The organism is Mucilaginibacter gotjawali, assembly GCF_002355435.1.
Lineage (GTDB): Bacteria > Bacteroidota > Bacteroidia > Sphingobacteriales > Sphingobacteriaceae > Mucilaginibacter > Mucilaginibacter gotjawali.
The window spans coordinates 4,223,684-4,246,602 of record NZ_AP017313.1 but is presented as its reverse complement, the minus strand read 5'-3'; the positions used below and the strand labels follow the sequence as shown (position 1 = coordinate 4,246,602).

Sequence of the window (22,919 nt, the reverse complement as noted above, 5' to 3'; positions counted from 1 at the left end):
AACTTTGGTTTCGGGGATTTATTCGCAAAAAGGTCCGGTTGATCGCAGAACAACGACATATAGTCAAAGCTAAAATATCTTCCCGGTCTCCGGGAATGGCTGGCCTTCAAAAAAACGTTGCAGGATTTCCGGGGCTTGTTTCCTTATCTTTTCTTCCAGTTCGGAGCCGCTCCATAACGAACCCCCGCTGATGCCGTTGGATAAACCATAAGATCTGGCCTTTTGCCTCAATCCACCGCTCACTTTACCGCCACAAACAATGATCAACCAGTAAGGTACCGTAGGCACTTGCCCCTGTTTATATCTTGTACATTTTCGGGAAAACTGGTTCACTTTCTCGAGTAATTTCGGGTCGGTGCGGCGGCCTACCTTTGTCCTTAGTTGCTGTAGCCACGCTAATGTGAATGAATCTTTACCTATCATTGGTTTTTATTAATGTGCGTTTCAGCAAGGACTAGTAATTCCTCAATTTTCTGCAACTGATTCCCGCGCCGGGCATAGCGTTTAATTTTGGGGATGCTGATCACATATTTTTTTAGCACCGTTTCGTAGATAAAATCCTTAAATAATGACTATTGACACTTATCAATTTTTCAGCGCTTAAACCTTTTGCAAGGAAGACGACCAGATCGTTCGAGTTACTTGTGAAAAAGAGGTCCAGTCAATTATTGATAACGAGATCTCATTGATGCCTAAAGGCATGCGCGAGATGTTTGAAATGAGCCGCAAAAAATACATGAGCCATAAAGATATAGCGCAGGAGCTGGGACTGTCTGAGGATGATCGGCGGCAGGTTATAATAGAATCTGTGTATGTTCAACTTTGTTTTTGAAGGATTAGCATTTAATCTTCTTTCATATATACGTTTCTTCTCTGATCGGGAGCGTTTTTTGAACATTAAGTGGTCATCAATTTCAATGAAAAAATCAAAGTCCGCGCTGGAAATAAGTTCGTTCCTGCTGCCTTATTACTTTAAAAGACGATGTATAATCATATCAAGTCTTTAAAAATGTAAGACGAAATCGGAATTAATGGTGTCTATTATAGGTTGGTAACTGGATTTAGTTTTTTGGCTAAAAACGGAAAGATGAAATGCCACACCGAAACAGTCAAATATGTGGTAAGGGATCGCGATCTAGTTATTCAATTTTACAGAAAATGAGCGGGTTACTGGTAGTTAAAGTATATAATTTTGCCTGTAAGGAAAAACTTATTGCATTATAAAAAATAAAAAAAATATATACAATGTGTTGGTCTTTTATTTATTTTTGATAATTGACAGAATAATAACCTAACCGTATCGTCATGAAAAACTTTTCAAAAGTTGCATTAGCATATACTGAACGATTACTTTAAGAAAACGGATTGCAGCAAAAAAACTGCATTGAACGGCGGCAATTGAACTTATTCCAGCTCAATGCCGACGTTTTCATTCAGGTATCAACAATACCTGTAAGAATATTTAAAAAGTACCTAAATCAATAAAAATACACTTATCACAATATTATGTCTAACAGAAAGATATTACATCAGCAACAGGATTTTTCAATCGGTCAAATTTTCGGAGCTGTGATCGTTGCTCTCGGGATCATTACTATTCTCGGCTGCGGGATTTATGAAATCTGGGAAAATGGGTGCGCTGATCAAAAGGCGGTCAGCTCCGTGATGTCCATTGGATTTTTACTCGCCATGCTTGGGATGGCTTTTTTCTTTCCGGACTTACTCAAATCGAAACGTGACGGAACAACATCCAGCATGAGGATGGCCGTCTTTATGATTGTGGCTGTATTTGTTTTTCTTGTTGTTAAAATAAGCTGGACTTGTCCTTCGCTTAAAGACTTCCAACTCGACAGCACATGGGCATATGTAATTGCAGCGGCACTCGGGGCAAAAACTGTGCAGTCTTTTAGTGAAAATCGGAATATCACCAGTACTTCATCAAATATAGCCACCACGAATAACGATAGCAACAAAGATATCCCGTTACACGATTTAACTACGATTGACGCTCCGCCGCCAACTACTATCCCGGCTCATATCCTAAAAAAATAAACTTTGCAGTATGTCAGTAATTCTCAATTATAAAACGCAAAAACAAATCCTGGACGAGTGGTGCTGGGCAGCAGTGGCTTCAAGCGTAGCACTAAAATACAGTCCGTCAAGTGGCCCCACGCAGGCTTTTTTGGCTTCTCAGCTGATCGACCAAAGCTGTTCGATTGTCGCTTCGAGTGATCCTGATGCCGCACCAGCTGTATGCCATCAGGACTTTGATCTGCAAAAAGCACTGATGCGATCAAAGAACTGGTCGCATACGTTTGAAGGGAAGCTTAAATTTGACACTATCTGTCAAGAAATTGATGCCGGCCGGCCGGTGTGCTGTCAAATTTTCTGGCCAGCGTTTGAGCGGTCTCATTTCATTACGATTTTTGGCTATACAGGTCCAAAGGTAGTAATTGGCGACCCTGATAAAGAGGCCGGTGTTTGCTCGCAGGATTTCAGCGTATTCGCCGAAGGATACCGGGAAGGGATATGGACAAGGAGCTATTTTACAAAACCACCTCAAAACTCACCAATACCATAATTTAAGCAATCATGAAAACACTTTACCTGATCCGTTTTTCACCGGCCACTTTTATTTTTTTTTTATTGTTTGGATCGGCTATGGCGCAGCCTTCGGCAAAATCCGCAGATCTTCAGCAATCGACGTATTACGATGCAGAGATACTATTTTATGCATTACATCACTATAATGCATTCCCCATAAATAATGGAGTAGGCGACGATGGATCGGTTCAATACACGGTAATTGAATCGACCACGGGAAAAATCCTGATGGATGCGTGCCCGGCTAACAACCTTATAGCTACGCTTAACAATCATAAGTTTAACCAAGCGGAGAACAGTACTTTCATCAGCGAAATCCTGGCAAGACACGTAGGATTGGCAGATAGAGCCGGACTCGCCAAATTAGCCGTTACGAAACCGGCTGTTAATTATGCCGATGTTGCCGCGATATACAAGAACAATAATTTCCTCCCTACACTTTTTTCGGCGGCCGGCGATTATGATTATCCCGCCGCTACTTTAACTCTTGCGGATGTTACAGGGGCTTCCACGACACCGACAGTGGGGGGAGGCAGCCCCGTTTCATTAAATAATATTGCTGAAGGACTTGCCAGTTTTTATATTGATCGCGTAAATGAAGAGATCAATGAAGCATTTTTTGTTCACTTCCAGAATTTTCTCAATAAATATCCTGAACTCAAAATTCTTTTCCCAAATACCATCGCCAGTCTTAACAAAATCAAGGTTACCAGTTATCAACAGTCTCTGAATGCTATCAAATCAGCTTATCAGACCGATATCAAGAATGTTATGTCAAATGCCAGCGGCTTAGCTTCGCTACAAAAATATCAAGAGCTGATTAATGACAAACCTGCACTTGCTTTATTGTTTGTTACCTGTGACGTGGTTTCAATGATCCGGCAGTCTAAAAGTGTCGAAGACATCCTGTATCAGCTTGGTAACGCTCCTTATATTCAATTACCACAGGTGAACAACCCTAAGGACAATGATTATATCTCGTCCATCAAACTGGCTGCAATTTTATCCAACTCCTTTATCGATATTAAGGTTGGAGATCAGGCCCCAACGAGCTATAAATGGGTAGGTGTTTCACAGATCAGCGCATTAGGCCAAAATAAAAAAATCTTTAACCTTTTCATGGGCCTTCTTACCCAAGAAACTTACGGAATCTATATCGGAGGCACAGATATTTTCGCGCAGCTTAATGCTAATGTGACTGACATCAATAGTGCCCAATATGTCATTTATAACTTTTCCTCGACCTATAAACAAGTTGCTACAAAAGTTGCCAAATTAACGGCAGCAAACACGACGCTGGCCACAAAATTGAATATCGGAACGGATATATTTAAACAGATAGTCGACCTGTCAACCGTATGTTTAGAAATTTTACCATCGGATAAAGTCAAACCAGAGCTGGCTATCCTTAAAAAAATCAAGGATGATTATATTCCATACCTCTTTCAGGCGGACTCCGTTGTTTATCATATCGAACAAAAGGAATATACATCGGCCATTTTTGCCGCTGACACATTGATCAGAACAGTAATCAAGAATGAAATTGATGCGGTCAAAGCCAAAATTGCTGCTAATCCGGCTCCTTCTGTTGCCGCATTGAAAGCACTAAACAAAGAACTTGCTATCCTAACCAGTATCCGTGACGAGTACCTGAAATATGCGGTATTCATTTCTACTGTAGCGGAAGCTCAATCGGGTAGTGATGTCAAGAAAGCGATTGATGCATTCGCGCTGCCGGTTGGAAGCTCCCGGATAAAAAAGGAACACATTTTTTCGTGGGGTATCAATTCGTATGTCGGCATCGCGAGTGCGAGAAATCACAATTTTGCAGCCAATAATTTACCAGAGAAAGAAACTATCGTTACCGCCCCAATTGGCATCAGCGCGAATTTCGCCTTGCCGGGCAAAATTGGCTCAATGTCCCTCTACGGCGGCATCATCGATATTGGCGCAATTTTTACTTACCAGGTCAATTCCGATAAGACCGTTCAATCCGAAATAAAACTCGGGCAAATTCTGTCACCTTCAATTGGTGTGATCTATGGTTTTCCGATCATTGCAAAATATAACATACCGTTGTCATTTGGGGCAAATTATCAATGGGGACCCAAACTAAAAAGCGTAGATCAAAACGGGCAGTCGGTGCTGGGCTTATTCAATAGTCGGTTTAACCTGTTTATTGCGGTAGACATTCCTTTTATTAACTTCAATGTGAGCCGTAAATAGTAGGAGATTTGGTTTGGGCCTGATAATAATATCATGGCGCGAGGATACAGTATTAATTCGCTTGCAATAATGAATGCAGTTTTGATTAGTTTGTTTTAATATGGAAACCCGATTTTCTCAAAATATTTTTACTACCTGCAGATGATGCTGCCCTCATTAAAAACGGGGCCATCCTGTACCTAACCGGACTTTTTTGCACTTTCTGCTTTTACGCCCAATTCGGCATTTGCAGTGTCGACATGCTGAAACCCCAGGCTGTCATTTTAGGTGTATACGTGGAAATTCCGGGTCTATTGATCACCCTATTCTGAAATTAAGTTCAGTTCATTCCGGGACACTTTGACCATATTAATGCTTTGATCGTCAATTTAGTTTTCTGTTATTACAAACACAACCCAATGGTCTATCCCCTACGTAATAGGCTGGTCAAAGCTTCCGGAATATCCAGTTTCGCCAAGATAAGGTTTTTAGAGTACCCATCGAAGAATATAACAAGCATAGTAATTGAGCGGGATGTTGGCCTAATGCCACGGTGAGAATAGTCTTGCCATTTAAAAATCAGTAATCACAATTTAAATATTCCTACAAAACAGCTATTTGCTTTAAAAACGCCCAATGATTCTGGAAATAACGTCAATAGTTTGCCGAAAATTTCAAATTTATCGACATTTTCAAAAATTAGTTTTAGTTGCCCTTGTCCTTGAAAGCTATCTTTATCTAAATTTATGCTGTTGTCATTTAAATCAAATTTCTGCCAGAGGCAAATACCTCTTCCTTTTTGAAAAATGACAAGTGAGTTTTCCATTTTTAATATTTTTTCAGCGACAGAAGGAAAATGAAACTGTAAATTCTGTAATGATTGTTTTGCAATCTTCGTTGTTTCAAGACATGCAAGTGAACATGGAAAATGGCTAAATAAACCGGCACTAAAATAGCGGCTGAATGGATTAGGAAAGTCATATGTGTTCACCTGGCCCAAGAAAGGAAATGAATCAACAATAATGGAAATTGGATCAATTTCTTCGTTGGTTATTTGCCAATCTCTATAAGCTTCAATACAACATTTTGGATAACTTAGACATAAACCAATATTTACGTCATTATCAGACGCGTCAAATTTTTTAGCAGTTTCACAAACGGCTTTGCTTTTATGAACATACACAAAACGCATGGCTGTTTTTTCAGCATCTGAACAGTAGGCAATAGAACTGGACCAGTTCTCCAAACCTTCATCAGCAAAAACCTGGAAACTTTTGTCGCTAATAGCAAAGTCCAAATCGAATTTCTTTGTAAATTCAGAAAACTTTGGAATATCAGCGAGGAATAGTTCAAGTCGCATCAATTTATTAGACTCTATACAATCACAAAGCTCTCTGAATGTATTTAAAGGATGCGATTCAGAAAGGACTTCTAAATATTTTTTTTGTGAATGGTGCATTATTCGCTATCATCTCTTTCAAAAGTTATATTATCAATTCTATCGTTAATTTCCATTTCCAATTTCCAAGCCGAAACGTACCCTTTAATTATAATTCTCATGCTTCGGGTTATATCTCCATTTCTGAATTCTGTTTTATTCGTATTCCTGCATTTAAAAATAATAGGAAATGCATCTAAAATATCCATTTTATGCTCTGTCCCTTTTTCTTTATTAACCTCGCTAATTATCTCCAACAAAGCCGATTTAAAAGGGGCATTTCCTAATGTTTCTTTTAAATCATTTAAGGTAAATATTTGATAAGTAGAAAGCCCTCTAAGTAGATCACATAGTTTTATTACGTCAATTTTACTTTTGCTGATTGTTGCCTCTTCCTCAAATAAAATTTCCTGTAACTCGTCGACCGTTAAGATATTGTTGTGTGAATCAACGGGGGAATTTTTTTTATGAAATTCATTGGCTTCCTGGATTTTTCTATCTTTTATTAATTTCGCATAATAGTCAGATACATCCATTAATCTCGAATAATTTTTTATTTCGTCTGCACGACTATTCTCCACTCTTTCATTCGATTTATAAGATTCGTAATGCGTGAAAACAGCCCACAGATCGTGTGTAAGGGTCCTTACTTGTATCTCACATTTAATTGCCCTATTGCTGTGTTTTTTAATAATATAATGATCGGCACAGTATCCATTTGCATGTTCATCCTTACGCCATCTTTTTTTTAGCTCTATCTCACCTATTGTAGTGAGTGATTTTTTTATCAATTCTTCCGCAAGACAATATTGGTCTTGGGTTGCAATAGTTAATCTTGCTCCAGCAATATCTTCGATATTGCATAAACCTTCAAAAAGCCTATCTTTCGAAATGTTATCTGTATTTAGTTTTCTAATAATACTACCAACCTTTTTTGGCCTTGCATCTGGAGGCCTTCTAAAGATCTCAGGATTAGCATCACACAGTAATTCTAAAGTATTTTTACATCCTTCAGAAACGATGCATGGGCTTCCAACACACTACTGAATTCCTCGAAATTGGCATCAAAATCATCAAGAGTTATCATTTTTGATAAAATTATTAACTGTTAAGAATTGACGATGACTGTTTTAATAAATGATTTAACATAGGGAATTTATGTTCAATATCATTTTGTCTAAAGTAATCTTCAACGTGTTTTACGGAATCCCTTGCCTTCTGATAAACTGATTTCATTACTTTCACATTAATCCAATTATACTCATTTGCTTCACGCATCCAAAAAATAGGCAGTGAAATTGCACCGCCTGAAATATCGCTGACTAAATCAGTTAAATCGTGGGCCAACCCCGTATAATTTATAAAATTTTTATAGGTAGTAATATTAGTTTCGTTTAACGTGGCAAACGTTTCTGGCGCATATAGAAATATTGAACAGCGTTTCCATATGTGGTCAAGTTCGATTGGATTAATTGCCTCCTGAATTGCTTGCTCTAACATCACATTGTAGTGGCCTTTGACTTGGCTAATTGTACTATTCAAATTTTTAAACTGAGCATAATCGATTAAATGCATACAGGTTTGAATGGAATTTAAATGAGCTACTTTATTTGATTCATGCCCGTCAATACAATTATCAAAAGTCCTCCAGGCTAAACAGCTTAATAATTGTGTGGTCAATAAACCCACATTGTTTTTTCCTTCGGATTCTAATAGTTCATAAAATGGAATTGTATAGTGCAATAAATAGGTAATTATTTTAGACTGTAAACCAGCCTCCTCCCAAAAAGAAAACATTGACGAATCATAGTTTCTTATTTCTTCGAAAATTTCTGAAATTATTAGTGGGGTGTTATTATTGATACAACATAGCTGGTCAAACAATTCAACTTTGTCACCTAAAAGTACGTTATTAAAAGATGTGTGCGTCATTTCTGCGTATTGATTAACTCCCAATTTCTTCTATGGATTTCCATAGAATTTACTGCGATACCATTCCAACGATTGTATTGGTGGAAATTTTTAGTGACCGCATTTACATTATCTAATGTCTCTTTAATTTCATATAAGTATTGCTTCCCAAAAGAAGATAATTCACACGACTGGAATATTGTATTTAAAGCTGTTTCAGACTGCCTTAATCTTGTTAACAGCATTGCGCCGACTAATTCAATTTCTTCCTGCATAAAATCAAATGTCTTTAATACTGTTGAATAATATTTCGAAACTCGTGCAAAGGAACTTAGCCCCCTTAATATCCCGTCAAGAGGCCGCGGATCATCACGCCAAGGGGAAAAAAAAATCGGCTTTTGTAATTTGACGTCTGACAACCAAAAACTTTCAAACTTTTCTATAGAGTAAAAAAGCTGATGGTCTGATTCATGAACTAAAGTTTCAGCTATTAAATAGGGCGTTAATTCGTTGTTCTTAAATATTACATTTGGTAAATTCCGCACACTAAAGCTTAAATTTTTGACTATTTCCATTTGTTTAAGTGGAACCAAGTAAGAAGTGAAGTTCGTTACCAATTGATAGGAAGAGTAGTCGGTTTTTAGTATATCCATTGCCTTATTAAGGGTGGAAATCCACTTTGGCAAATCAATCTCGTTGTCAAATTCAATTGTGTATTCGTCCTCTGTTGGGTCCGCAAAAAAGGCAAAATTGCTGTCTGCAATTTTTATAGATTCAAAGCTTTGATAATTAGATAATTTATGCTCCTTATTGTTAATCAAAATAGATTTTGATTTCGGAAAATAGAGACAAAAAAGTTTTTCTTGTGTGATACTAATTGAATTAAAATCAAAAAAAAGACCGGAAACAGGAAGTAAGAACCTTGTAGTAACCGATCTGTTTACACTAAAGGTCAATTCAGACTCGGTTAATACTGCCAGGGCAAAATGTAATAGGCTAAGAATATCCGACAACAGTTCAGAATTTATTTGAAAATCTGGAATTTCATAAGCACCCAATATCTCGGTTTTTATCTTGTTTAGCCAGTTGTGAAAAACATGGTCTTTACAGAATGAGTCCCTATCGTTTTTATTTAAAGAAGAAAGGCAATCAATAAAATTTTGAAGGTGCTTTCCAAGGTTCATATCAATGTCCTGAAGAAGTAATTGAGTGTCATTCAACAACGATAATTGTTCATTAACCCATTTTTGACCGATATTCTCAATTTGATTGAACATTTCTTAAACTCTATTGGAAAATATGAGAATACATGTTAGCAAATAGATATTTTAAATCGTCGCAATAAACAGAAGGGTTAATAAATCCTTTCTCTTCGCTGTATCTATGCGGTATATATCCACCGCCACAATTATTGAGATACTCGCAATTGCGGCATTTTTCGCATAGAGCATGATAGCCAGACATTCTCGAATAAATAGCCGGGTGCTCCAAGGCTTCGTTAAGAGAATTTTGGCCAACATTCAAATTTAAGGATGTCGCTTCACTGCCCACCATTTTAAGCGTATCGACAGCCTCAATATCCCCGTTTGTGTCAATAACAACAAAATCCACAGACTTCGCACCTATTTCTTCCGAAGAAGATACTCCGCCTAACATTAAATTGATTATTTCTTCAAAATAAGGAACTTCTATATGTGAATAGTTATCAAACCAATGTTTAAAAAATTTATAAAGCCATTTCCCATAAATTAAGGGATCGTCATTTGTTCTAAACGGGGGAGACTCATAATTAGAATCGGGAAGGAGTAAGTTCGCACCGCCAATTCCCAATTCTTCTAAGGTCTTTAAAATTTCCAAAGGCTCGTTTTCAACATGAACGACAATCAAAACGCCTCCAAATATCTTTTTGTAGTCAGGATAGGATTGTAACAGCTTTATTCCATTAATCGTATCATCATAAGACCCGCTTTTATTAGGATAAATGCGGTGCCGGTCATTGTATTCCTTATTGCCGTCTAAACTTATCCCGATACGAAAATTATACTCGTAGAAAAAGTCGATCATGGGTATATCAAGTAGAATTGCGTTTGTTTGTATTCCGAATTGGATTGGGCATTTTATTACTGCTGTAAGAGTTTGGACATAATTTTTAAACCTTTCCACTCCGGCCAGTAATGGTTCTCCGCCATGAAACACAATGCTGACATCAGCTAAATTGTGTTCAAATACGTGGTCATGAATTCGATAAGCAATTTGTTCAATAGTTTCAATTGAAAGAAACTTGGGTTTTGTTTGCCAGGATTTATCAGGGCTTTGATAAACGTAACAGTATGAACAATCAAGATTACATCGAGAAGCAACTTTGATGATAAACATATAAATTGGTCTTTTAAACTTTGAAGCCAATATAATATCATAATCATCAGGTGTCCATCGAAGTGAAGTCTGCATACATCATAGACAATTAAAGGAATAACTTAATACTATCCCCTGTTATTAAATAGTCGGGAAAATACTACCAAGAGCTGCTATGCTTTACCGCATGGCTTGAATGTTTAGTATAATGACTCATATGGTTATCATTAGTTTGGCTTTCCCTTAATCTCCGAAGCGCCCTTTCGATAACTGGATTACCGGCAACTTCAGATTTCAAAGATGAATTTGATGCATTTTGAACAGAGACAATTTCGCTGTTTAAAGTGGTTTGGGTCTGATTATTCATTGGTGTATAAATTTAGGATGTTTGAGATATAAATATAAATTGTTTTTTGAATAAAAAAAATACTTCACGACAGATAATTAATTTGAGCTCTACTTTGATTTAATTATTAACGTTTTGGGCTGATCCTGATAAATGAAGCATTGCTGAAATCAGATATCAGTTCCTCATACGATGACCGCCCCCCCGGTCAGCACAAATTTTCCCTGCCCGTTTGTTTCAATAAATATCTCAGTGCTTTCAGAATCTTCCATCTACTTAATTATCTTTTTAATGTGTTTATTTAATAAGCTTAAGCTCCCTTAAGATATCCTTTTTAAATTTGCTTAGCGGCTTTTTATAGAAGTCACTTTCATCATATTCTACCCCAAAAGCCAGGCGGTAAACTTCCTTGTAGGCTAGCTTTGCTCCGGGAAAGGCCCCCATAAGTCTTTCAATATATTTTTTAGAATAAGCTTCCTTTATCCTGATGAGATCAGCCAGTTCTGCATGATGAGAGTTAAATACTTCCTTTAGCTTAAAATCGCTGTAAGTCCGGAAAATCTTTTTGTCATTAAATGCCGGATTAATATTAATCGCATAGGATTGAGTAGATCTTGTATAATGATAGCTGTAAGCAAATCTGTCCAGACAATCCTTATCTACATAGGGATGTACATGCGTGCTCAGATCAAAATCAAGCGATCCCTTGATGGAACTGTTGCAAACTGAGCAGCAGGGAATCAAATTATAGAATGAAAGAGCTAGCGCCGGGTGCTTACTTTTGGAGAACCAATGATCGAACTGCGGCCGCATGATCTTGTTGTTTCCCTTCCCCTTCATGGTGTGCGTATATATCCGGTTGCAATAAGTGCAGGTATTACGCCCGAGGTTGGCAGCGAGCTGATAGGCGTCATAACGTAACTTATCAGCACTGTTGCTGAACCAAACGGTATAGTCGAACACGGATTTGAAAGCCTTGTATACACCTTCAAATCTTGTGACCAACAGGATTTCCGCAGCATCACGCGTTCCCGCTTTTTTTCTTGCGGCCTTACGGAAATCCTTGAAATCTTTCCAGCTGAATCCTGGCACCAACTGTGCCCATAAATAGTTACTGAGGATGAACAGATCTTTAGGCTCGCCGGAGATGACGGTCGAAAGCCTGGGGGCGGTCATCAGTGCGGCTAATGCTGTTCCGGCAGGAGTTACAACTTGCTGGATATTCTCTGCACAGACCGCACATCCCGCAGTCCCACAAGTAGTTCCCCGAAGCTTTTTGCCGAGCAGACAACGTACAGCAGACTCATGCGCGGCCTTAGCCGCTATAATAACGGTAGTCGAATCGTCAAGAAACAGCATGCTTATTGATATTAGAAAGTTCCTCGTTCAGCCGGGCAATCTGGTCTTCCAGAAATTCCTTACGGCTGGTATTGAATACCTGATCATACATTTCAAGCAGCTTAATGGAGAGCACTGGCTCGCCGATAGACTTAATCAGCTTCTGATGTTCCATCTTGTCATTCTCGGTAAATAGCTTCTCCAGCTCATTCATCTGTTGCTGTTTCCTTTCTCTTTCTGCCCTGGTGAGTAATACTTGCGGTAGCGCCTTATCAACTGCACTCTCCCTCAGCCTGTCGTCATCCCGCAACTCCTTCTGCGTTTGGTGGTATTCCAGAAAGTTGATTGTTTCAGTGATTTTCCTGACAGCATAGGCTCCGCAAAATCCATTTTCCATGAAAAATCCGTCCGCCAGTAGGTCATGGATGTTAGCACCAAAGGTTTTCTCTTCGCGGTTTACCTGTATAGATACCTGGTCGATCACTTTAAGGAACATAACATTGGCATCGGGTATATCAGAAAGAATGAATGGTGAATGGGTGACAAAGCAGATATTGATGCCCTTGATTGTTTTCAAGCGAACATTTCGAATGCTATCAAGTAGGTTCCTGATAAAACAGCGCTGCATTTCGGGGTGGAAATACAGTTCTACCTCCTCAAGAATGATGTTAACGAATTTGTATTTGGCTTTTGAGCTTTCATCCTTTTTACGGACCGAATCCAGGTTGATTAAGTGATATAGTACTGAGCTGATCGAGTATACCATTTGCTTTTCCCCGGAGCTCAACGTCCGGAACTCGATAAGTTCCTCGTCCGGAAGGATCTTATCTGTATCGGCGATGGGGGCAAGCAGAATATCCATGAAGAATATCGGTGGCGGTACAAGGTCCTCAATCCGCAGCTTAATATCCTTTTCTTCGCTGATTATCTTATTTAATCGTGCTGACAGATCATTAAGCCCCAAATTGGCAGCTTCCCATTTTAAATTGGGATAGCGCATAAAGTTAAGCGTCTGCCGGAATTTAAAAACGATATGGCTGGGATCATCAAGCAGTTGTGAAATGTATTTATCGATCTTGCTTAGATCAAAGCACCCCTCTTCGATTGAATAATAGTTCTCAACTTTATATTCATCATATGTTACAGCTATACTGACCATTTTGCCAATCAAATAATCTGTTGCCGCTGATTCTACGCCGGTTTTATTGCCTTTGTAATTGAACGGATACTTTTTGTTGATCCTATTCATGATGTCCTCTTTGTCTTTAATGACATTAGGAAGATCTGCTAACTTGATATCCAATCTTCTGTTTTTCCGGTTGGGGTCTGGAATATCATATAGTGAATGCTTTGACTTACCCCTGTTTACCCTCAACTGTAGTTTGGTCGCTACGAGATTATCCGTGGTTCTTCTAAAGCTAAATTCCGGATCATTGTTCTGCCTAAGCAGCGTGGCGATCAGGCGGATCTTGACCAGGCTGTTCTCCGAATTTATGTCGATAATTCCCTTGTCACGCTTGGGGTTTATGACCAGCGGAGTTTGGTAAGCATCATTCTTATGAAAAAGCCCTGAGAGCCAGTCTTTCTGACCTGTTCTGATATCGCTCAGGTTATGGGCATAAAGAGAATAGTTGATCGCTATGGTAAAAAAGAAATCATCCAGTTTAAAGTCCTTTTCAGTCGTTCTTCTCAACGTAAAATCATCTTTATATTTAAAAACGCTGATCTTTTGGTTGAAGATCCTTATTTTGTAGTAAAAACCAATCAGACAGAATAACTCCACGTTGATCTGTCTAACCGGCTCCAGATCTTTGTTCAAACCTTTATCAATAGCGAGATTATTTACCGCCATGAAAAGCAATTCTATAAGTGAGCTTTTTCCAGATCCGTTTTGTCCGGCTATGGCAGATATGCTGACCTTTATCTTTTCTTCGTCTGCGACCTGCGTAAACAGGTTTTCAGAGATCGAGGGTGTGTAAGTGATAGCATCTGTTTTTTCATCAATAACGTAATCATTGCAGAGGTAATACAGATGGTCTTTTTTCAGAACCCGAAGGTAATCTTTATGGCATCCTGTGCAGGGCTTTATGGCAATGATCTTAACATCGTTTGTAGGAGTGGTTTCAGGCATATGTTATGATTGGTTCGATCCCGAAATATCGACAAAATTTTATTCTTATTTAATAAATAATTCAAGGGTAGAAAATGATCTCAAAGTTAATCTGATCGATGAATTTAACAGACTGACAAACTTCATAATCTGAAAAATGAAGTTTACAGACAAGCGTTTTGGATGAGGTTGGTGATTGTCCCATCTCCTTTCCCAGGTACAAACTCAAATTGAGTGGCCTGGTAAATAACTCAGGCCTGTTGATTCTCTGCAGTAATTCGTTGGCATATATAATCACTGATTATATATGCACCCATTGCCTCCTAATCAGATAACGACTGGACCTATAATATAATCAAGAATAAAATGCCTGATCCATTTTCGTTATTATTGCACCCTATTATTACGAAAGGATGAATCAACCGTTTTTACAAAAAGACTTAGGAGAGCATTGGCGGACTGTTAATCCGGAAGTTATTGAGCCCTATGAAGAGCAGTTTTGGGACGCCGTAGACTTAATGGACCAGGCCCCCGCTAAAGCAGAAAGGATATTCAAAAAAATAATCCGCGCATGTGGAGATGCCCATATGGATGCCATTTTGCACCTGGGGCTGCTTTTTAATGACCGAAACAAAAGCATCGAAGGCAATGCGCTGATCATTAAAGCCTGGCACATTGCCAAAGAAGCCCTTCCGGCTGATTTCATTATAGGCTATGACCAGATACTTTGGAGCCATATGGATAACCGGCCGTTGTTACGCGTGTTTCAGGCTTATGCTGTAGAATTGTTTAAAGCAAAGGATTATGAAAGAGCTGAAGGCGCTTTGGATTTTTTGTTAAGGGTAAATCCGGCAGACAACCAGGGCATCCGTTACTTGATGCTGGAGTGTTTACTATGGAGGGAAGAGTACTTAAAAATTCTTAAGCTGGAGGAGGAATATGAGGGGGATTATTCTGCTGATTTTCTTTACGGAAAAGCCTTAGCATTATTGCAACTCGACAAAACGGAGGAGGCGATCTCCCAACTGGCCATTGCTAAATCCGCATTTCCCCATGTAGCAGCAGAATTTGCTAAAGCAGTACATGAGTTTCCATTTGACGAGTTTGAACAGTCTTATATTTTTGAAGGGGTTTTTCCTTTAGGGAGCAAGCAAGAGGCTTTCCATTATTGGTCAAAGACACGGAAATTCTGGGAAAAGGATGGTCGGCTCGAGACTCTCCTTAAAATGAATGTACTTTGATCCCCGGACCAGGGATCAGGCTTAAAATTTGTTGGATAAGCATAAAGGGTTACAAAACGGTTTTTTGCCAGCATTGGCTGGGTTAAATGCAAAACCTCTTCACTTTAATCTTGAGGCTTTTCACTTTTTTGCGGTAAAAACTGAGCTAGAACCGGTGACACAAAGATTTTCGACTCGTTACACCACCGTTGCTTTCAGCTTTGAACCTTACCTTTGTATCTGATGATACGCTACGCAAACGTTGACGGACAATTGAGAGAGCCGACCACGGGCCTGAAAGGCATTTGTCCGGGCTGCGGCAACTATGTAATTGCCAAATGTGGCTCCATTAAAATTCATCATTGGGCGCATACGCAACGCATCGACTGCGACCCTTGGTGGGAGCCAATGACGCAATGGCATCTGGACTGGCAAAACAATTTTGCGCCGGCATGGCGCGAGGTGATTTTTCGGGATGAGCAATCGGGAGAGTTTCACCGGGCTGATATTCATACGCCACAAGGCATGACGATAGAATTTCAGCACTCCCCCTTATCATCAAAAGAATTAGAAAGCCGGAACACATTTTACAAAAAGCTGATCTGGGTAGTCAACGCGCAGCCTTTCAAAGAACAATTTACATTTGCCAGTGCCACACCAAATCCTAAATCTCTTTTTTTGGTTGACTTTTACTTTGTAGTTGATCATAACGGCTTAGCTAAGTCTCCCCGTTTCTATGTAAAGGATGAATACAACTGGCATAGACAAAAAGGGCTGCTCAGGAGTTTCACCCTTGAAGATCCGGAGTTGCGGTTAGTAGTTGAAGAATTTGATAAAAGTGAAAAACAATATTGGCTTTTTAGCTGGAAGAACAAAGTAAGCGGATGGCTTAAATCCAATGCGCCGGTTTTCCTCGACTTCGGTGATGAATCTTTATACCTGATCAAACAAAGAACTCAAGAACCTTCACCGTTGCTTTATTTACAGGCAGTAAAGAAAAAAGAATTTATAGCCAAGTACACCAGCCAAGCCGATGGTTAATGTGACAAAATTTTGATTGCAAGCGGCAGATGATTTTGCGTAAACCTGTTCAGACTTGCTAATGGCTGTGCTTAACATTTATATCCTCAAACTTTTCAGACTGATCTCTGGTCAGTTGGCAACAGAACATCATCTTAATACTAACCTCCATAAAATAAGGCGGAAAATAAAAGCCCGCTTACTCTCGCAGCTTGCGGGCTTTAACCTAAACCTTATCACAAAAGGCAAGTAGAGTACCTGCCATATGAAATACAAAGGTACTAATAAATTTATTTATGCTTTGTAAAAATGAAGTTGGACTCAACGCTGCGGCTTGCGTGTCTGCTGGCGCATAAACTCCTGGAACTGTTGTTCGTGCATACGTCTTTCCTCTTTTTTCTTCATCCGCAGGGAGCAATGCCAAAGGAACAATCCCCATACGCCAAAGCCGATGAGATAGAGCAGTACAGGATGCGGGGAACCCAGCGCCGACATGAGGCAGGCAATGGAAATAAACGTGGTAAACAGGAAGATGAGTGCCGTTTTCATAGGAGTATTTTATTTTTTTATTGACAATGAACTATCAGATGCATTGATTTTTAGCGGCAACGCCTGATGGTTCATACCTTAAATATACTAAATATGTTAGTTTTTAGAAAGTTTTTTTACAAAAAAGTTTAATTAATCTCGTAAATTCTATTGTGCTGCCGGGTTTCCTGCACATGCTCCCGGATGGTGTCTATGAGGTTGCTATGCGGGATACCCCGCAGCCAGATCACCGGATTAACCGGGTCAGTACTTGTCAATTCCAGGTCCATTAAGCGGAATACCTGCAATAAAAATGACTGCGTTAAAATGTAGTCTTTGACGCGAAAAAGCTCCACCTGGTCTGTCCGCCTAAAAAAAATACCCCGGCTGATCCGGACGAATTCAGGCGTAACCAAATAGTTGATTTTGCGGATATAGGTCAAACGGTAGAGGGTCATCCCTAACGTAATCAGGCTCAGCCATATAAAAGCCGGGAAGATCCACCAGGCTAAAAACAAAAAGCCCAACGTAAGGATGATCAGCGGAAATACTTTTATCAACGCAAAAATAGCGGCAGGCCGCAGGCTGATCGCCTGCGGCGAATTCAAGTTTTCAAGTTCCATAAATTTAGAATTAAGTGGCGAAAAAGGCGTTTGCCTTTAATTGGTCAAAATAGCTGTCGAAACCTTTTGGTTTATCGGCAGGAATGCCAAAGCGATATTTTGCTGCTTTCTCAAAAGCATTCAGACTGAAAGTTTCCTGGCTGAAAAAAAAAACCTCGGAACGGAAGCTAACCACAATCTTGTCGTCGTGATGGTAAATCTCTACCGGCCATTGCCTGATACCTGCTGCCAGTTTAAGGTCGGCTACCCTGCCGGTCAAATCACGGCCAAAGACCAATCGGAATTCTTTAACAGATAAATGGTCTGCTATCCAGCGGTAATGAACGGGAAGGGGATAAACACCGGCAGACAGGAATAAGAGGCCATCAAAAAAAGGAAAGGCAGCCTGCTTATTTTTCAGCCAGGAAACCGCTTCCATAGCCGAGGCGCAGATGACGACCTGCCTGACTTGCCGAAAATTACGGTTGCCCGCCATCCAGAAGTTTTGGGAAAACGGTACTTTGTGAAAGGCAAAGCCGAAATGTTCCACGCCGTCGCCGTAGTCAAACAGCAGGTTTCTCAATTCATCCGCCCGGTAAAAAGGTTCGAAGAATGCCTGTACTTCCGGCTCAATGCCCAGCCGGGTTAAAAAAGGGTGCATCAGCGGGAAATGGTTTCGCTATGTTCGTTGTCAAGGTCATCCTGCACCGGCTTCGCAAAATCCCTTGACTCCCGTTGCTGCATTTCTTTCAGGGCCTCATGGTAATTTTTGCCAACACCTCTTTTTTTATCTTCCTTACCCCACAAAGCGTGTAAACCTTTGTACAGCATATAGGAAACGCCGCCGTCTACAATGATCGATGCGATCAGCGCAAGCTTATCCGAACGGATACCCTGCTTGTCAGTACCGGAATATTGGATGGTCGTGCCGTCCGGTGTTTCCACTTCCCTGCCCTTTTTATACCTGTCCTTCTGTTCAGCAGTCAAAGGAATGCCATTGATCATATCCGGCGCCTGGATCTTTTCCGTGTCGGTGATGATAAATTCGTTGGTATCTTTATCAAACTCCACCAGCACTTCTTTGGCGTGGCCCTCATCGTCAAAGATCATCTTTTGAAGACTGATGATATCGCCTTTCTCCAGCATTTCGGCCTGTGCGGCGGTCAGAAACGAAGGTATATCCGGTTTACGGTAAATAGGGTGCAATAGCAAACCGATACTGCCGTCCTTATTTTCTTTTAAAGACAGCTTCGCGTCCAGTACTTCTATTCGCAGCCCATCCAATTCCAGATCTTCCAGCCGCAGCATACTGGTACGCCTCCCGGACAATAGCTGTGTCAGATCATCCTTCTCGAGGAGCAGTTCGCCGTCTTTTGCCAAATGAATTTTTTCCAGTTCTTCCATCGGAAGATCCTGCCAGTTAAATACTTGCTTAATCATGTTTTATTTTTTTTAAATACTTATGCTGTAACCCTGGTTTTCTTCTTCCTGGACAGAAGTATCCTGTCCCGTTTCGCGGGCCTCATTACGGTCCAGAACATTTTCCTGTGAATAATTGCGTGCTTCCAGTAAGTTGGCAAACAGGGCATCTTTTGAGCTCATTTTAAATTTGCGGTTATCGCTCAGGTCCTGCATCTGGTAAACTTTGTTTTTCAATTCGGCCACCACTTTAAACTCCTTGCCGTCATAGGGAATGACTTCGCCCTTATTCAGCTTGTCGGGATTAAATGAAGTTTCAGCCGCAGGCTGGTGTTGAGCCGGTAGTTCATTTTGCTGTTCCTGATGCGCCTCCTGTTGCTGCGCGATCTGCCGTTCAAAGCCCAGAATACGATCCACAATTTTCTGCGCGTCGCCGGCAGCATTAAACAATTCAGCCGGGTCGCCTTTCATTACCTGCGCCCAGCTATTTACATAGCCCACGTGGTAATTGAGGTCGTAAGGCAGGTTGAGTTCTTTGCTTAAGAACAGCGAAGCCAGATTGGTGCGCAGTTCTATTTTACTGTGCGACGACTCGTCCACAGCCGATTCCTGTGATTGATCTAATTCCTGTGCGGCTGTTCGGTGCGCGAGCTGGTGCAGTGCTTCGGCGTAATACTGTTCCGGCTTTGCAAATTGCTCCATTTCCGGCAGGACAATAGTATCCGATTTGGCGTCATAAACCATTTCATCGCCGCCGTGTTCGATGACTGCTTTGCTGTTATCCAGTATCACCTGCGCTCTTTCTGCCGGTGTAAGTTGCTGCGGCTCCTTTTCCCATTTAGGCAGTTTGCGTAACTGCTCCCCATTGAAAACTTTAGCCTCTACGAGTTCCGGTTCTTTCAACCTTATCTTTTCGGTACGCTGTGAACCGTTCTCGCGCAGCACCGGCTGGCCGTTCTCAAATACGATTTTGATGGCATAATTTGAATGAAAGTTGATGAAAGTACCTGTTGATCCTGCCAATACGGCGGTGCGGTTCCGGTTTGCCTGGTTGAAGGTCGCCCAACGCGGATCATCCCGTCGTTGCATCAGCAGGGTCAGCGCGGCTGCGCCTGTATAGCGGTTCCCGCTTTCGATATTGAACGGCAGCATGCTGTTCGGGCTGTTGTCGGGTTTCTGAAAAACCGAAATGCCCCTTTTTAAATCCGAGATCATTTTTTCACTGACCTTTTCATTTAATGATTTGAAATTGTTACTCATTGTTTTATCTCCTTATGTTGTTGATTAAGTTTTTGAATGTCCAGCAGGAATTTGAGCGGATCGATACTGATGTGATGAAAAGCAACGCTGAAGTGGAGGTGCTCCCCGGTTGACCTACCTGTTGAACCGGAAATCGCGATGACGTCACCCGCAGCAACGCTGTCCCCCGGAATGACCAGGATTTGGGAAAGGTGGCCATAGCTGCTCTGGAAATCACCGTGATCCAGCCGGATATAAATACCCGACAAACGGTCATAACCGGCATCTGTCACCACACCATCGAGTACAGCATATACCGTATCGCGTCTTGCCCGTAGGTCTACGCCACTGTGAAAGGCGTATTTACCCGTAATCGGGTGAACCCTGAAACCGTAGACGGAGGTCAGTAGCAGGTGGTGAAGCGGCAGCGCCGCCAGGCAGTACCATAATATTTTATTCATGTTTTTTTGAAATGAAACGGACTATTTTTTAGCCTTACCCGCGCGTGATTTCGGAATGACCTGTACCTGGGCCGGTGGTTTGCGAAAAGCAGCGACTACTTCTTCCACTTCTTTGTTGATGCGCATAAAGTTTTGGCGCAGGATTTCCTCCTTTTTGTCTCCAAAGTCGTAGTATACAGGCAGGTCACGGTAGCCCGCTTCCTCTTTTTCAAGCTCGCTTCTGGAAAGATTGACCTTGCAATTGATCGCAGAGGTATCAAAGCGCCCGGTAAATTTTTCCTGGACGTCTGCGGCGACCAGGCCGACGATTTCCCCTGTATTCAGCGAAGCCATTTTTCCTGCCGGGATGAGCGGCTCCAATTTTTCCTGTAAAGAGGTAGATGTTTTGTTGCGGTCAATGGACAGGCTTTCGCCGATTTGTTTGGATTTGCCGAACAGACGTTCCAGCCATTCGAGGGTCTCTTTATTTCGGACCGAACCCGCCAGGATATTGCCCACTACCGAAGTGATCGTCGCAGCGGTATCTTTCCCATATTGCTGATTGAACTGAGGAAGTTCCTGGAGCCCCATTAAAATGGCTACCTTGTTACTCCGTGCCACAGCCAGTAAGTTTTCAATTTTATAGGTATATAAGGTTGGGATTTCGTCGATGATCAATGCCGATGGGAGGTTGCCTTTGCTGTTGATCAGCTTGGTCAGGCGGTTCATCACCACTGAATAGCAGGCTGAATTGATGTTCTGCGTATTCGGGTCGTTGGCGAGTACTACGATTCCCGGCGTGTCCTTATCCGAAATTTTCAGGTTAAAATCGTCGCCTGAAAAGACCCAAAACATTTCTTTTGTCGCCAGGCGGCTGATGAATATTTTCAATGTGCCGATCTGTCCTTCCAGCTGTGGAAAAGCTTTGCTCACATAGGCGCTTTTAAAGGGCGATAATAAAGAAACCAGCTCCGGCTCGGAAAAGAGCGTATTGAAAATATCCTCATAGGAATGGTTTAGAAAGGACAATACATGCGGAAAGCTGGAATATTTGCCATTGCTGTACTTACTAAAAAAGTAGATACAAGCGGACAAAAAATTGATCGCTGACTGCGTGAAAAACTGGTCGCTACCGCCGGACTTATCACCTTTTTTCATGGCTTCCACCAGGCCTTCGGCCCCTTCGGATGCGTCTGCCAGTGTTCGTAAGTAATCACTGCGCCAGGGATTGGTCCGGCGGCTCCGCTCCACATCATTTAAGTTAATAACATGGAACCCGAAGTTTTTGCATTTGCCCTGCTGCCTGGCCAACAGATAATGGTAATAGGCAATTTTCCCTAAGTCCGGATATTTGTAGTCGTAGACACAGGCGCAGAACTCTTTGGCGATCAGTTGCCGGATAAAAGTATTGACCACCCCGAATGATTTACCTGAACCGGGTGTGCCGATCAGGATAGTCCCCCTGAAGGGATTAACGATATTGATCCAGCCATCCCTTACTTTGCCTTTATAGTAAAAGAGCATGGGAATATTCACGGAATAAGGCGTAACATCCGGCTTGACCGGCTGCATAAAACTTTCACCTTCCACGTTCCAGATATCCTTACCCAATCCTGAGCGGATCATCTTTGACACGTTATCCATTGATAGGCTGGTTAGTATTGCCCCGATCAGGGAGCAGGCCATATACCCTATGTTGAACCAGGTGGTATATGCAAAGGCAAATGGCGAAGGCCGGTTGCAGTACAGGATACTCCCAAAAAACAAGAACAGCCCTAACGATAGCGGGTAGATAATGTGTTTTTTCGGATCGAGGTCTTGTTTCTTTTTGGCCAGCGTGCCTATGCTCACTAAACAGATCAGCAACAGGGTGGCCAGCTTGCTATAGATCAGCTGCCGATAAATAGCGATATGGCTCAGCTTATCCAGCGCACCATAAAAAAAGCCCCAGAACGGGGCTTGCTTATATACAAATATAGCGGCTTCGAGCGCAATGGAGATATAAATGAGGCATTGCATGAAGCCGTGCAGCTTTTGCTGCGCGTGTGTTTCCTCCATAAGTAAATTATTTTTAATGGACCAAAAGGATATAGCGGTGAAGCGGACATTGAAAAATGGCCGAAGCTAACCATGATGTTTCAGGA

Annotated in this window: 22 protein-coding genes; 7 read left to right on the top strand and 15 right to left on the bottom strand. The window is 41.2% G+C overall.

Annotated features, from left to right (window positions below; genetic code table 11):
• Positions 1-69: 69 nt before the first annotated feature.
• Positions 70-423, bottom strand: a complete 354-nt coding sequence (locus MgSA37_RS18735; protein ID WP_096354064.1) for a hypothetical protein — start codon at positions 421-423, stop codon at positions 70-72.
• A gap of 205 nt (positions 424-628) precedes the next feature.
• Here MgSA37_RS18735 and MgSA37_RS29785 point away from each other — a divergent pair, with 205 nt between their 5' ends.
• The 4 genes from MgSA37_RS29785 to MgSA37_RS18720 all read left to right on the top strand — a co-directional run bounded on the left by MgSA37_RS29785 (position 629) and on the right by MgSA37_RS18720 (position 4,830).
• A complete protein-coding gene (locus MgSA37_RS29785; protein WP_394365403.1) occupies positions 629-832 on the top strand; it encodes a sigma factor-like helix-turn-helix DNA-binding protein in 204 nt (67 codons plus the stop codon).
• Between the two features lie 674 nt (positions 833-1,506).
• Positions 1,507-2,052 carry a hypothetical protein gene (locus MgSA37_RS18730; RefSeq protein ID WP_096354062.1) on the top strand — a complete coding sequence of 182 codons (546 nt, stop codon included), beginning with the start codon at positions 1,507-1,509 and terminating at the stop codon, positions 2,050-2,052.
• A 10-nt stretch (positions 2,053-2,062) separates the two neighbouring features.
• Positions 2,063-2,581, top strand: coding sequence for a C39 family peptidase (locus tag MgSA37_RS18725; RefSeq protein WP_096354061.1), 519 nt, complete (start codon positions 2,063-2,065; stop codon positions 2,579-2,581).
• A gap of 80 nt (positions 2,582-2,661) precedes the next feature.
• Complete coding sequence (locus MgSA37_RS18720; protein ID WP_157750637.1) at positions 2,662-4,830, top strand: hypothetical protein; 2,169 nt, start codon at positions 2,662-2,664, stop codon at positions 4,828-4,830.
• A 565-nt stretch (positions 4,831-5,395) separates the two neighbouring features.
• Here the strand turns inward: MgSA37_RS18720 and MgSA37_RS18715 are convergent.
• The 7 genes from MgSA37_RS18715 to MgSA37_RS18685 all read right to left on the bottom strand — a co-directional run bounded on the left by MgSA37_RS18715 (position 5,396) and on the right by MgSA37_RS18685 (position 14,328).
• Positions 5,396-6,268: a hypothetical protein gene (locus MgSA37_RS18715; protein WP_096354057.1), complete on the bottom strand. Its 873-nt coding sequence runs from the start codon at positions 6,266-6,268 to the stop codon at positions 5,396-5,398.
• Positions 6,268-7,212 (bottom strand): RelA/SpoT domain-containing protein, encoded by a 945-nt coding sequence (locus tag MgSA37_RS18710; RefSeq protein ID WP_262497484.1) that lies wholly within the window; start codon positions 7,210-7,212, stop codon positions 6,268-6,270. The genes MgSA37_RS18715 and MgSA37_RS18710 overlap by 1 nt, the downstream gene beginning before the upstream one ends.
• Positions 7,213-7,348: 136 nt before the next feature.
• Complete coding sequence (locus tag MgSA37_RS18705) at positions 7,349-8,179, bottom strand: hypothetical protein (protein WP_096354054.1); 831 nt, start codon at positions 8,177-8,179, stop codon at positions 7,349-7,351.
• Positions 8,176-9,435, bottom strand: a complete 1,260-nt coding sequence (locus MgSA37_RS18700; protein ID WP_096354053.1) for an aKG-HExxH-type peptide beta-hydroxylase — start codon at positions 9,433-9,435, stop codon at positions 8,176-8,178. The genes MgSA37_RS18705 and MgSA37_RS18700 overlap by 4 nt, the downstream gene beginning before the upstream one ends.
• A 10-nt stretch (positions 9,436-9,445) precedes the next feature.
• Positions 9,446-10,609, bottom strand: coding sequence for an FxsB family cyclophane-forming radical SAM/SPASM peptide maturase (locus tag MgSA37_RS18695; RefSeq protein ID WP_096354051.1), 1,164 nt, complete (start codon positions 10,607-10,609; stop codon positions 9,446-9,448).
• A gap of 547 nt (positions 10,610-11,156) precedes the next feature.
• Positions 11,157-12,218 (bottom strand): hypothetical protein, encoded by a 1,062-nt coding sequence (locus MgSA37_RS18690; protein ID WP_096354049.1) that lies wholly within the window; start codon positions 12,216-12,218, stop codon positions 11,157-11,159.
• Entirely contained in the window at positions 12,205-14,328 is a 2,124-nt protein-coding gene (locus tag MgSA37_RS18685; RefSeq protein WP_096354048.1) for an AAA family ATPase, read from the bottom strand. The genes MgSA37_RS18690 and MgSA37_RS18685 overlap by 14 nt, the downstream gene beginning before the upstream one ends.
• A 392-nt stretch (positions 14,329-14,720) precedes the next feature.
• Between MgSA37_RS18685 and MgSA37_RS18680 the strand changes: the two genes are divergently transcribed.
• From MgSA37_RS18680 to MgSA37_RS18670, 3 genes are read left to right on the top strand one after another with little or no spacing between them, the layout of a single operon-like run.
• Complete coding sequence (locus tag MgSA37_RS18680) at positions 14,721-15,548, top strand: tetratricopeptide repeat protein (RefSeq protein ID WP_096354046.1); 828 nt, start codon at positions 14,721-14,723, stop codon at positions 15,546-15,548.
• Between the two features lie 31 nt (positions 15,549-15,579).
• Complete coding sequence (locus MgSA37_RS18675; RefSeq protein ID WP_096354044.1) at positions 15,580-15,771, top strand: hypothetical protein; 192 nt, start codon at positions 15,580-15,582, stop codon at positions 15,769-15,771.
• Entirely contained in the window at positions 15,771-16,568 is a 798-nt protein-coding gene (locus tag MgSA37_RS18670; RefSeq protein ID WP_096354042.1) for a competence protein CoiA, read from the top strand. Before MgSA37_RS18675 ends, MgSA37_RS18670 begins: the two co-directional genes overlap by 1 nt.
• Positions 16,569-16,868: 300 nt before the next feature.
• Here MgSA37_RS18670 and MgSA37_RS28330 read toward each other — a convergent pair whose 3' ends face one another.
• From MgSA37_RS28330 to MgSA37_RS18635, 7 genes are all read right to left on the bottom strand, one after another.
• Positions 16,869-17,096, bottom strand: a complete 228-nt coding sequence (locus tag MgSA37_RS28330; protein ID WP_157750636.1) for a hypothetical protein — start codon at positions 17,094-17,096, stop codon at positions 16,869-16,871.
• 128 nt (positions 17,097-17,224) lie between these two features.
• Positions 17,225-17,698: a PH domain-containing protein gene (locus MgSA37_RS18660; RefSeq protein WP_096354039.1), complete on the bottom strand. Its 474-nt coding sequence runs from the start codon at positions 17,696-17,698 to the stop codon at positions 17,225-17,227.
• Positions 17,699-17,708: 10 nt separating this feature from the next.
• On the bottom strand, positions 17,709-18,338 hold the full coding sequence (locus MgSA37_RS18655) for a hypothetical protein (protein ID WP_096354037.1): 630 nt from the start codon (positions 18,336-18,338) through the stop codon (positions 17,709-17,711).
• Positions 18,338-19,117 carry a DUF4099 domain-containing protein gene (locus tag MgSA37_RS18650; protein WP_096354036.1) on the bottom strand — a complete coding sequence of 260 codons (780 nt, stop codon included), beginning with the start codon at positions 19,115-19,117 and terminating at the stop codon, positions 18,338-18,340. The genes MgSA37_RS18655 and MgSA37_RS18650 overlap by 1 nt, the downstream gene beginning before the upstream one ends.
• Positions 19,118-19,129: 12 nt before the next feature.
• Complete coding sequence (locus MgSA37_RS18645) at positions 19,130-20,356, bottom strand: zincin-like metallopeptidase domain-containing protein (protein ID WP_096354034.1); 1,227 nt, start codon at positions 20,354-20,356, stop codon at positions 19,130-19,132.
• Positions 20,353-20,796 (bottom strand): M23 family metallopeptidase, encoded by a 444-nt coding sequence (locus MgSA37_RS18640; protein WP_096354033.1) that lies wholly within the window; start codon positions 20,794-20,796, stop codon positions 20,353-20,355. Before MgSA37_RS18640 ends, MgSA37_RS18645 begins: the two co-directional genes overlap by 4 nt.
• 21 nt (positions 20,797-20,817) lie before the next feature.
• Complete coding sequence (locus tag MgSA37_RS18635; RefSeq protein WP_096354031.1) at positions 20,818-22,833, bottom strand: type IV secretion system DNA-binding domain-containing protein; 2,016 nt, start codon at positions 22,831-22,833, stop codon at positions 20,818-20,820.
• Between the last annotated feature and the right edge of the window lie 86 nt (positions 22,834-22,919).

Excerpts from the sequence above, each read along its gene's own strand:
- MgSA37_RS18735 (WP_096354064.1), bottom strand. The coding sequence starts at position 423 with ATGATAGGTAAAGATTCATTCACATTAGCGTGGCTACAGCAACTAAGG.
- MgSA37_RS18730 (WP_096354062.1), top strand. The coding sequence starts at position 1,507 with ATGTCTAACAGAAAGATATTACATCAGCAACAGGATTTTTCAATCGGT.
- MgSA37_RS18725 (WP_096354061.1), top strand. The coding sequence starts at position 2,063 with ATGTCAGTAATTCTCAATTATAAAACGCAAAAACAAATCCTGGACGAG.
- MgSA37_RS18720 (WP_157750637.1), top strand. The coding sequence starts at position 2,662 with ATGGCGCAGCCTTCGGCAAAATCCGCAGATCTTCAGCAATCGACGTAT.
- MgSA37_RS18715 (WP_096354057.1), bottom strand. The coding sequence starts at position 6,268 with ATGCACCATTCACAAAAAAAATATTTAGAAGTCCTTTCTGAATCGCAT.
- MgSA37_RS18705 (WP_096354054.1), bottom strand. The coding sequence starts at position 8,179 with ATGACGCACACATCTTTTAATAACGTACTTTTAGGTGACAAAGTTGAA.
- MgSA37_RS18700 (WP_096354053.1), bottom strand. The coding sequence starts at position 9,435 with ATGTTCAATCAAATTGAGAATATCGGTCAAAAATGGGTTAATGAACAA.
- MgSA37_RS18695 (WP_096354051.1), bottom strand. The coding sequence starts at position 10,609 with ATGCAGACTTCACTTCGATGGACACCTGATGATTATGATATTATATTG.
- MgSA37_RS18690 (WP_096354049.1), bottom strand. The coding sequence starts at position 12,218 with ATGCTGTTTCTTGACGATTCGACTACCGTTATTATAGCGGCTAAGGCC.
- MgSA37_RS18685 (WP_096354048.1), bottom strand. The coding sequence starts at position 14,328 with ATGCCTGAAACCACTCCTACAAACGATGTTAAGATCATTGCCATAAAG.
- MgSA37_RS18680 (WP_096354046.1), top strand. The coding sequence starts at position 14,721 with ATGAATCAACCGTTTTTACAAAAAGACTTAGGAGAGCATTGGCGGACT.
- MgSA37_RS18670 (WP_096354042.1), top strand. The coding sequence starts at position 15,771 with ATGATACGCTACGCAAACGTTGACGGACAATTGAGAGAGCCGACCACG.
- MgSA37_RS28330 (WP_157750636.1), bottom strand. The coding sequence starts at position 17,096 with ATGAAAACGGCACTCATCTTCCTGTTTACCACGTTTATTTCCATTGCC.
- MgSA37_RS18660 (WP_096354039.1), bottom strand. The coding sequence starts at position 17,698 with ATGGAACTTGAAAACTTGAATTCGCCGCAGGCGATCAGCCTGCGGCCT.
- MgSA37_RS18655 (WP_096354037.1), bottom strand. The coding sequence starts at position 18,338 with ATGCACCCTTTTTTAACCCGGCTGGGCATTGAGCCGGAAGTACAGGCA.
- MgSA37_RS18650 (WP_096354036.1), bottom strand. The coding sequence starts at position 19,117 with ATGATTAAGCAAGTATTTAACTGGCAGGATCTTCCGATGGAAGAACTG.
- MgSA37_RS18645 (WP_096354034.1), bottom strand. The coding sequence starts at position 20,356 with ATGAGTAACAATTTCAAATCATTAAATGAAAAGGTCAGTGAAAAAATG.
- MgSA37_RS18640 (WP_096354033.1), bottom strand. The coding sequence starts at position 20,796 with ATGAATAAAATATTATGGTACTGCCTGGCGGCGCTGCCGCTTCACCAC.
- MgSA37_RS18635 (WP_096354031.1), bottom strand. The coding sequence starts at position 22,833 with ATGGAGGAAACACACGCGCAGCAAAAGCTGCACGGCTTCATGCAATGC.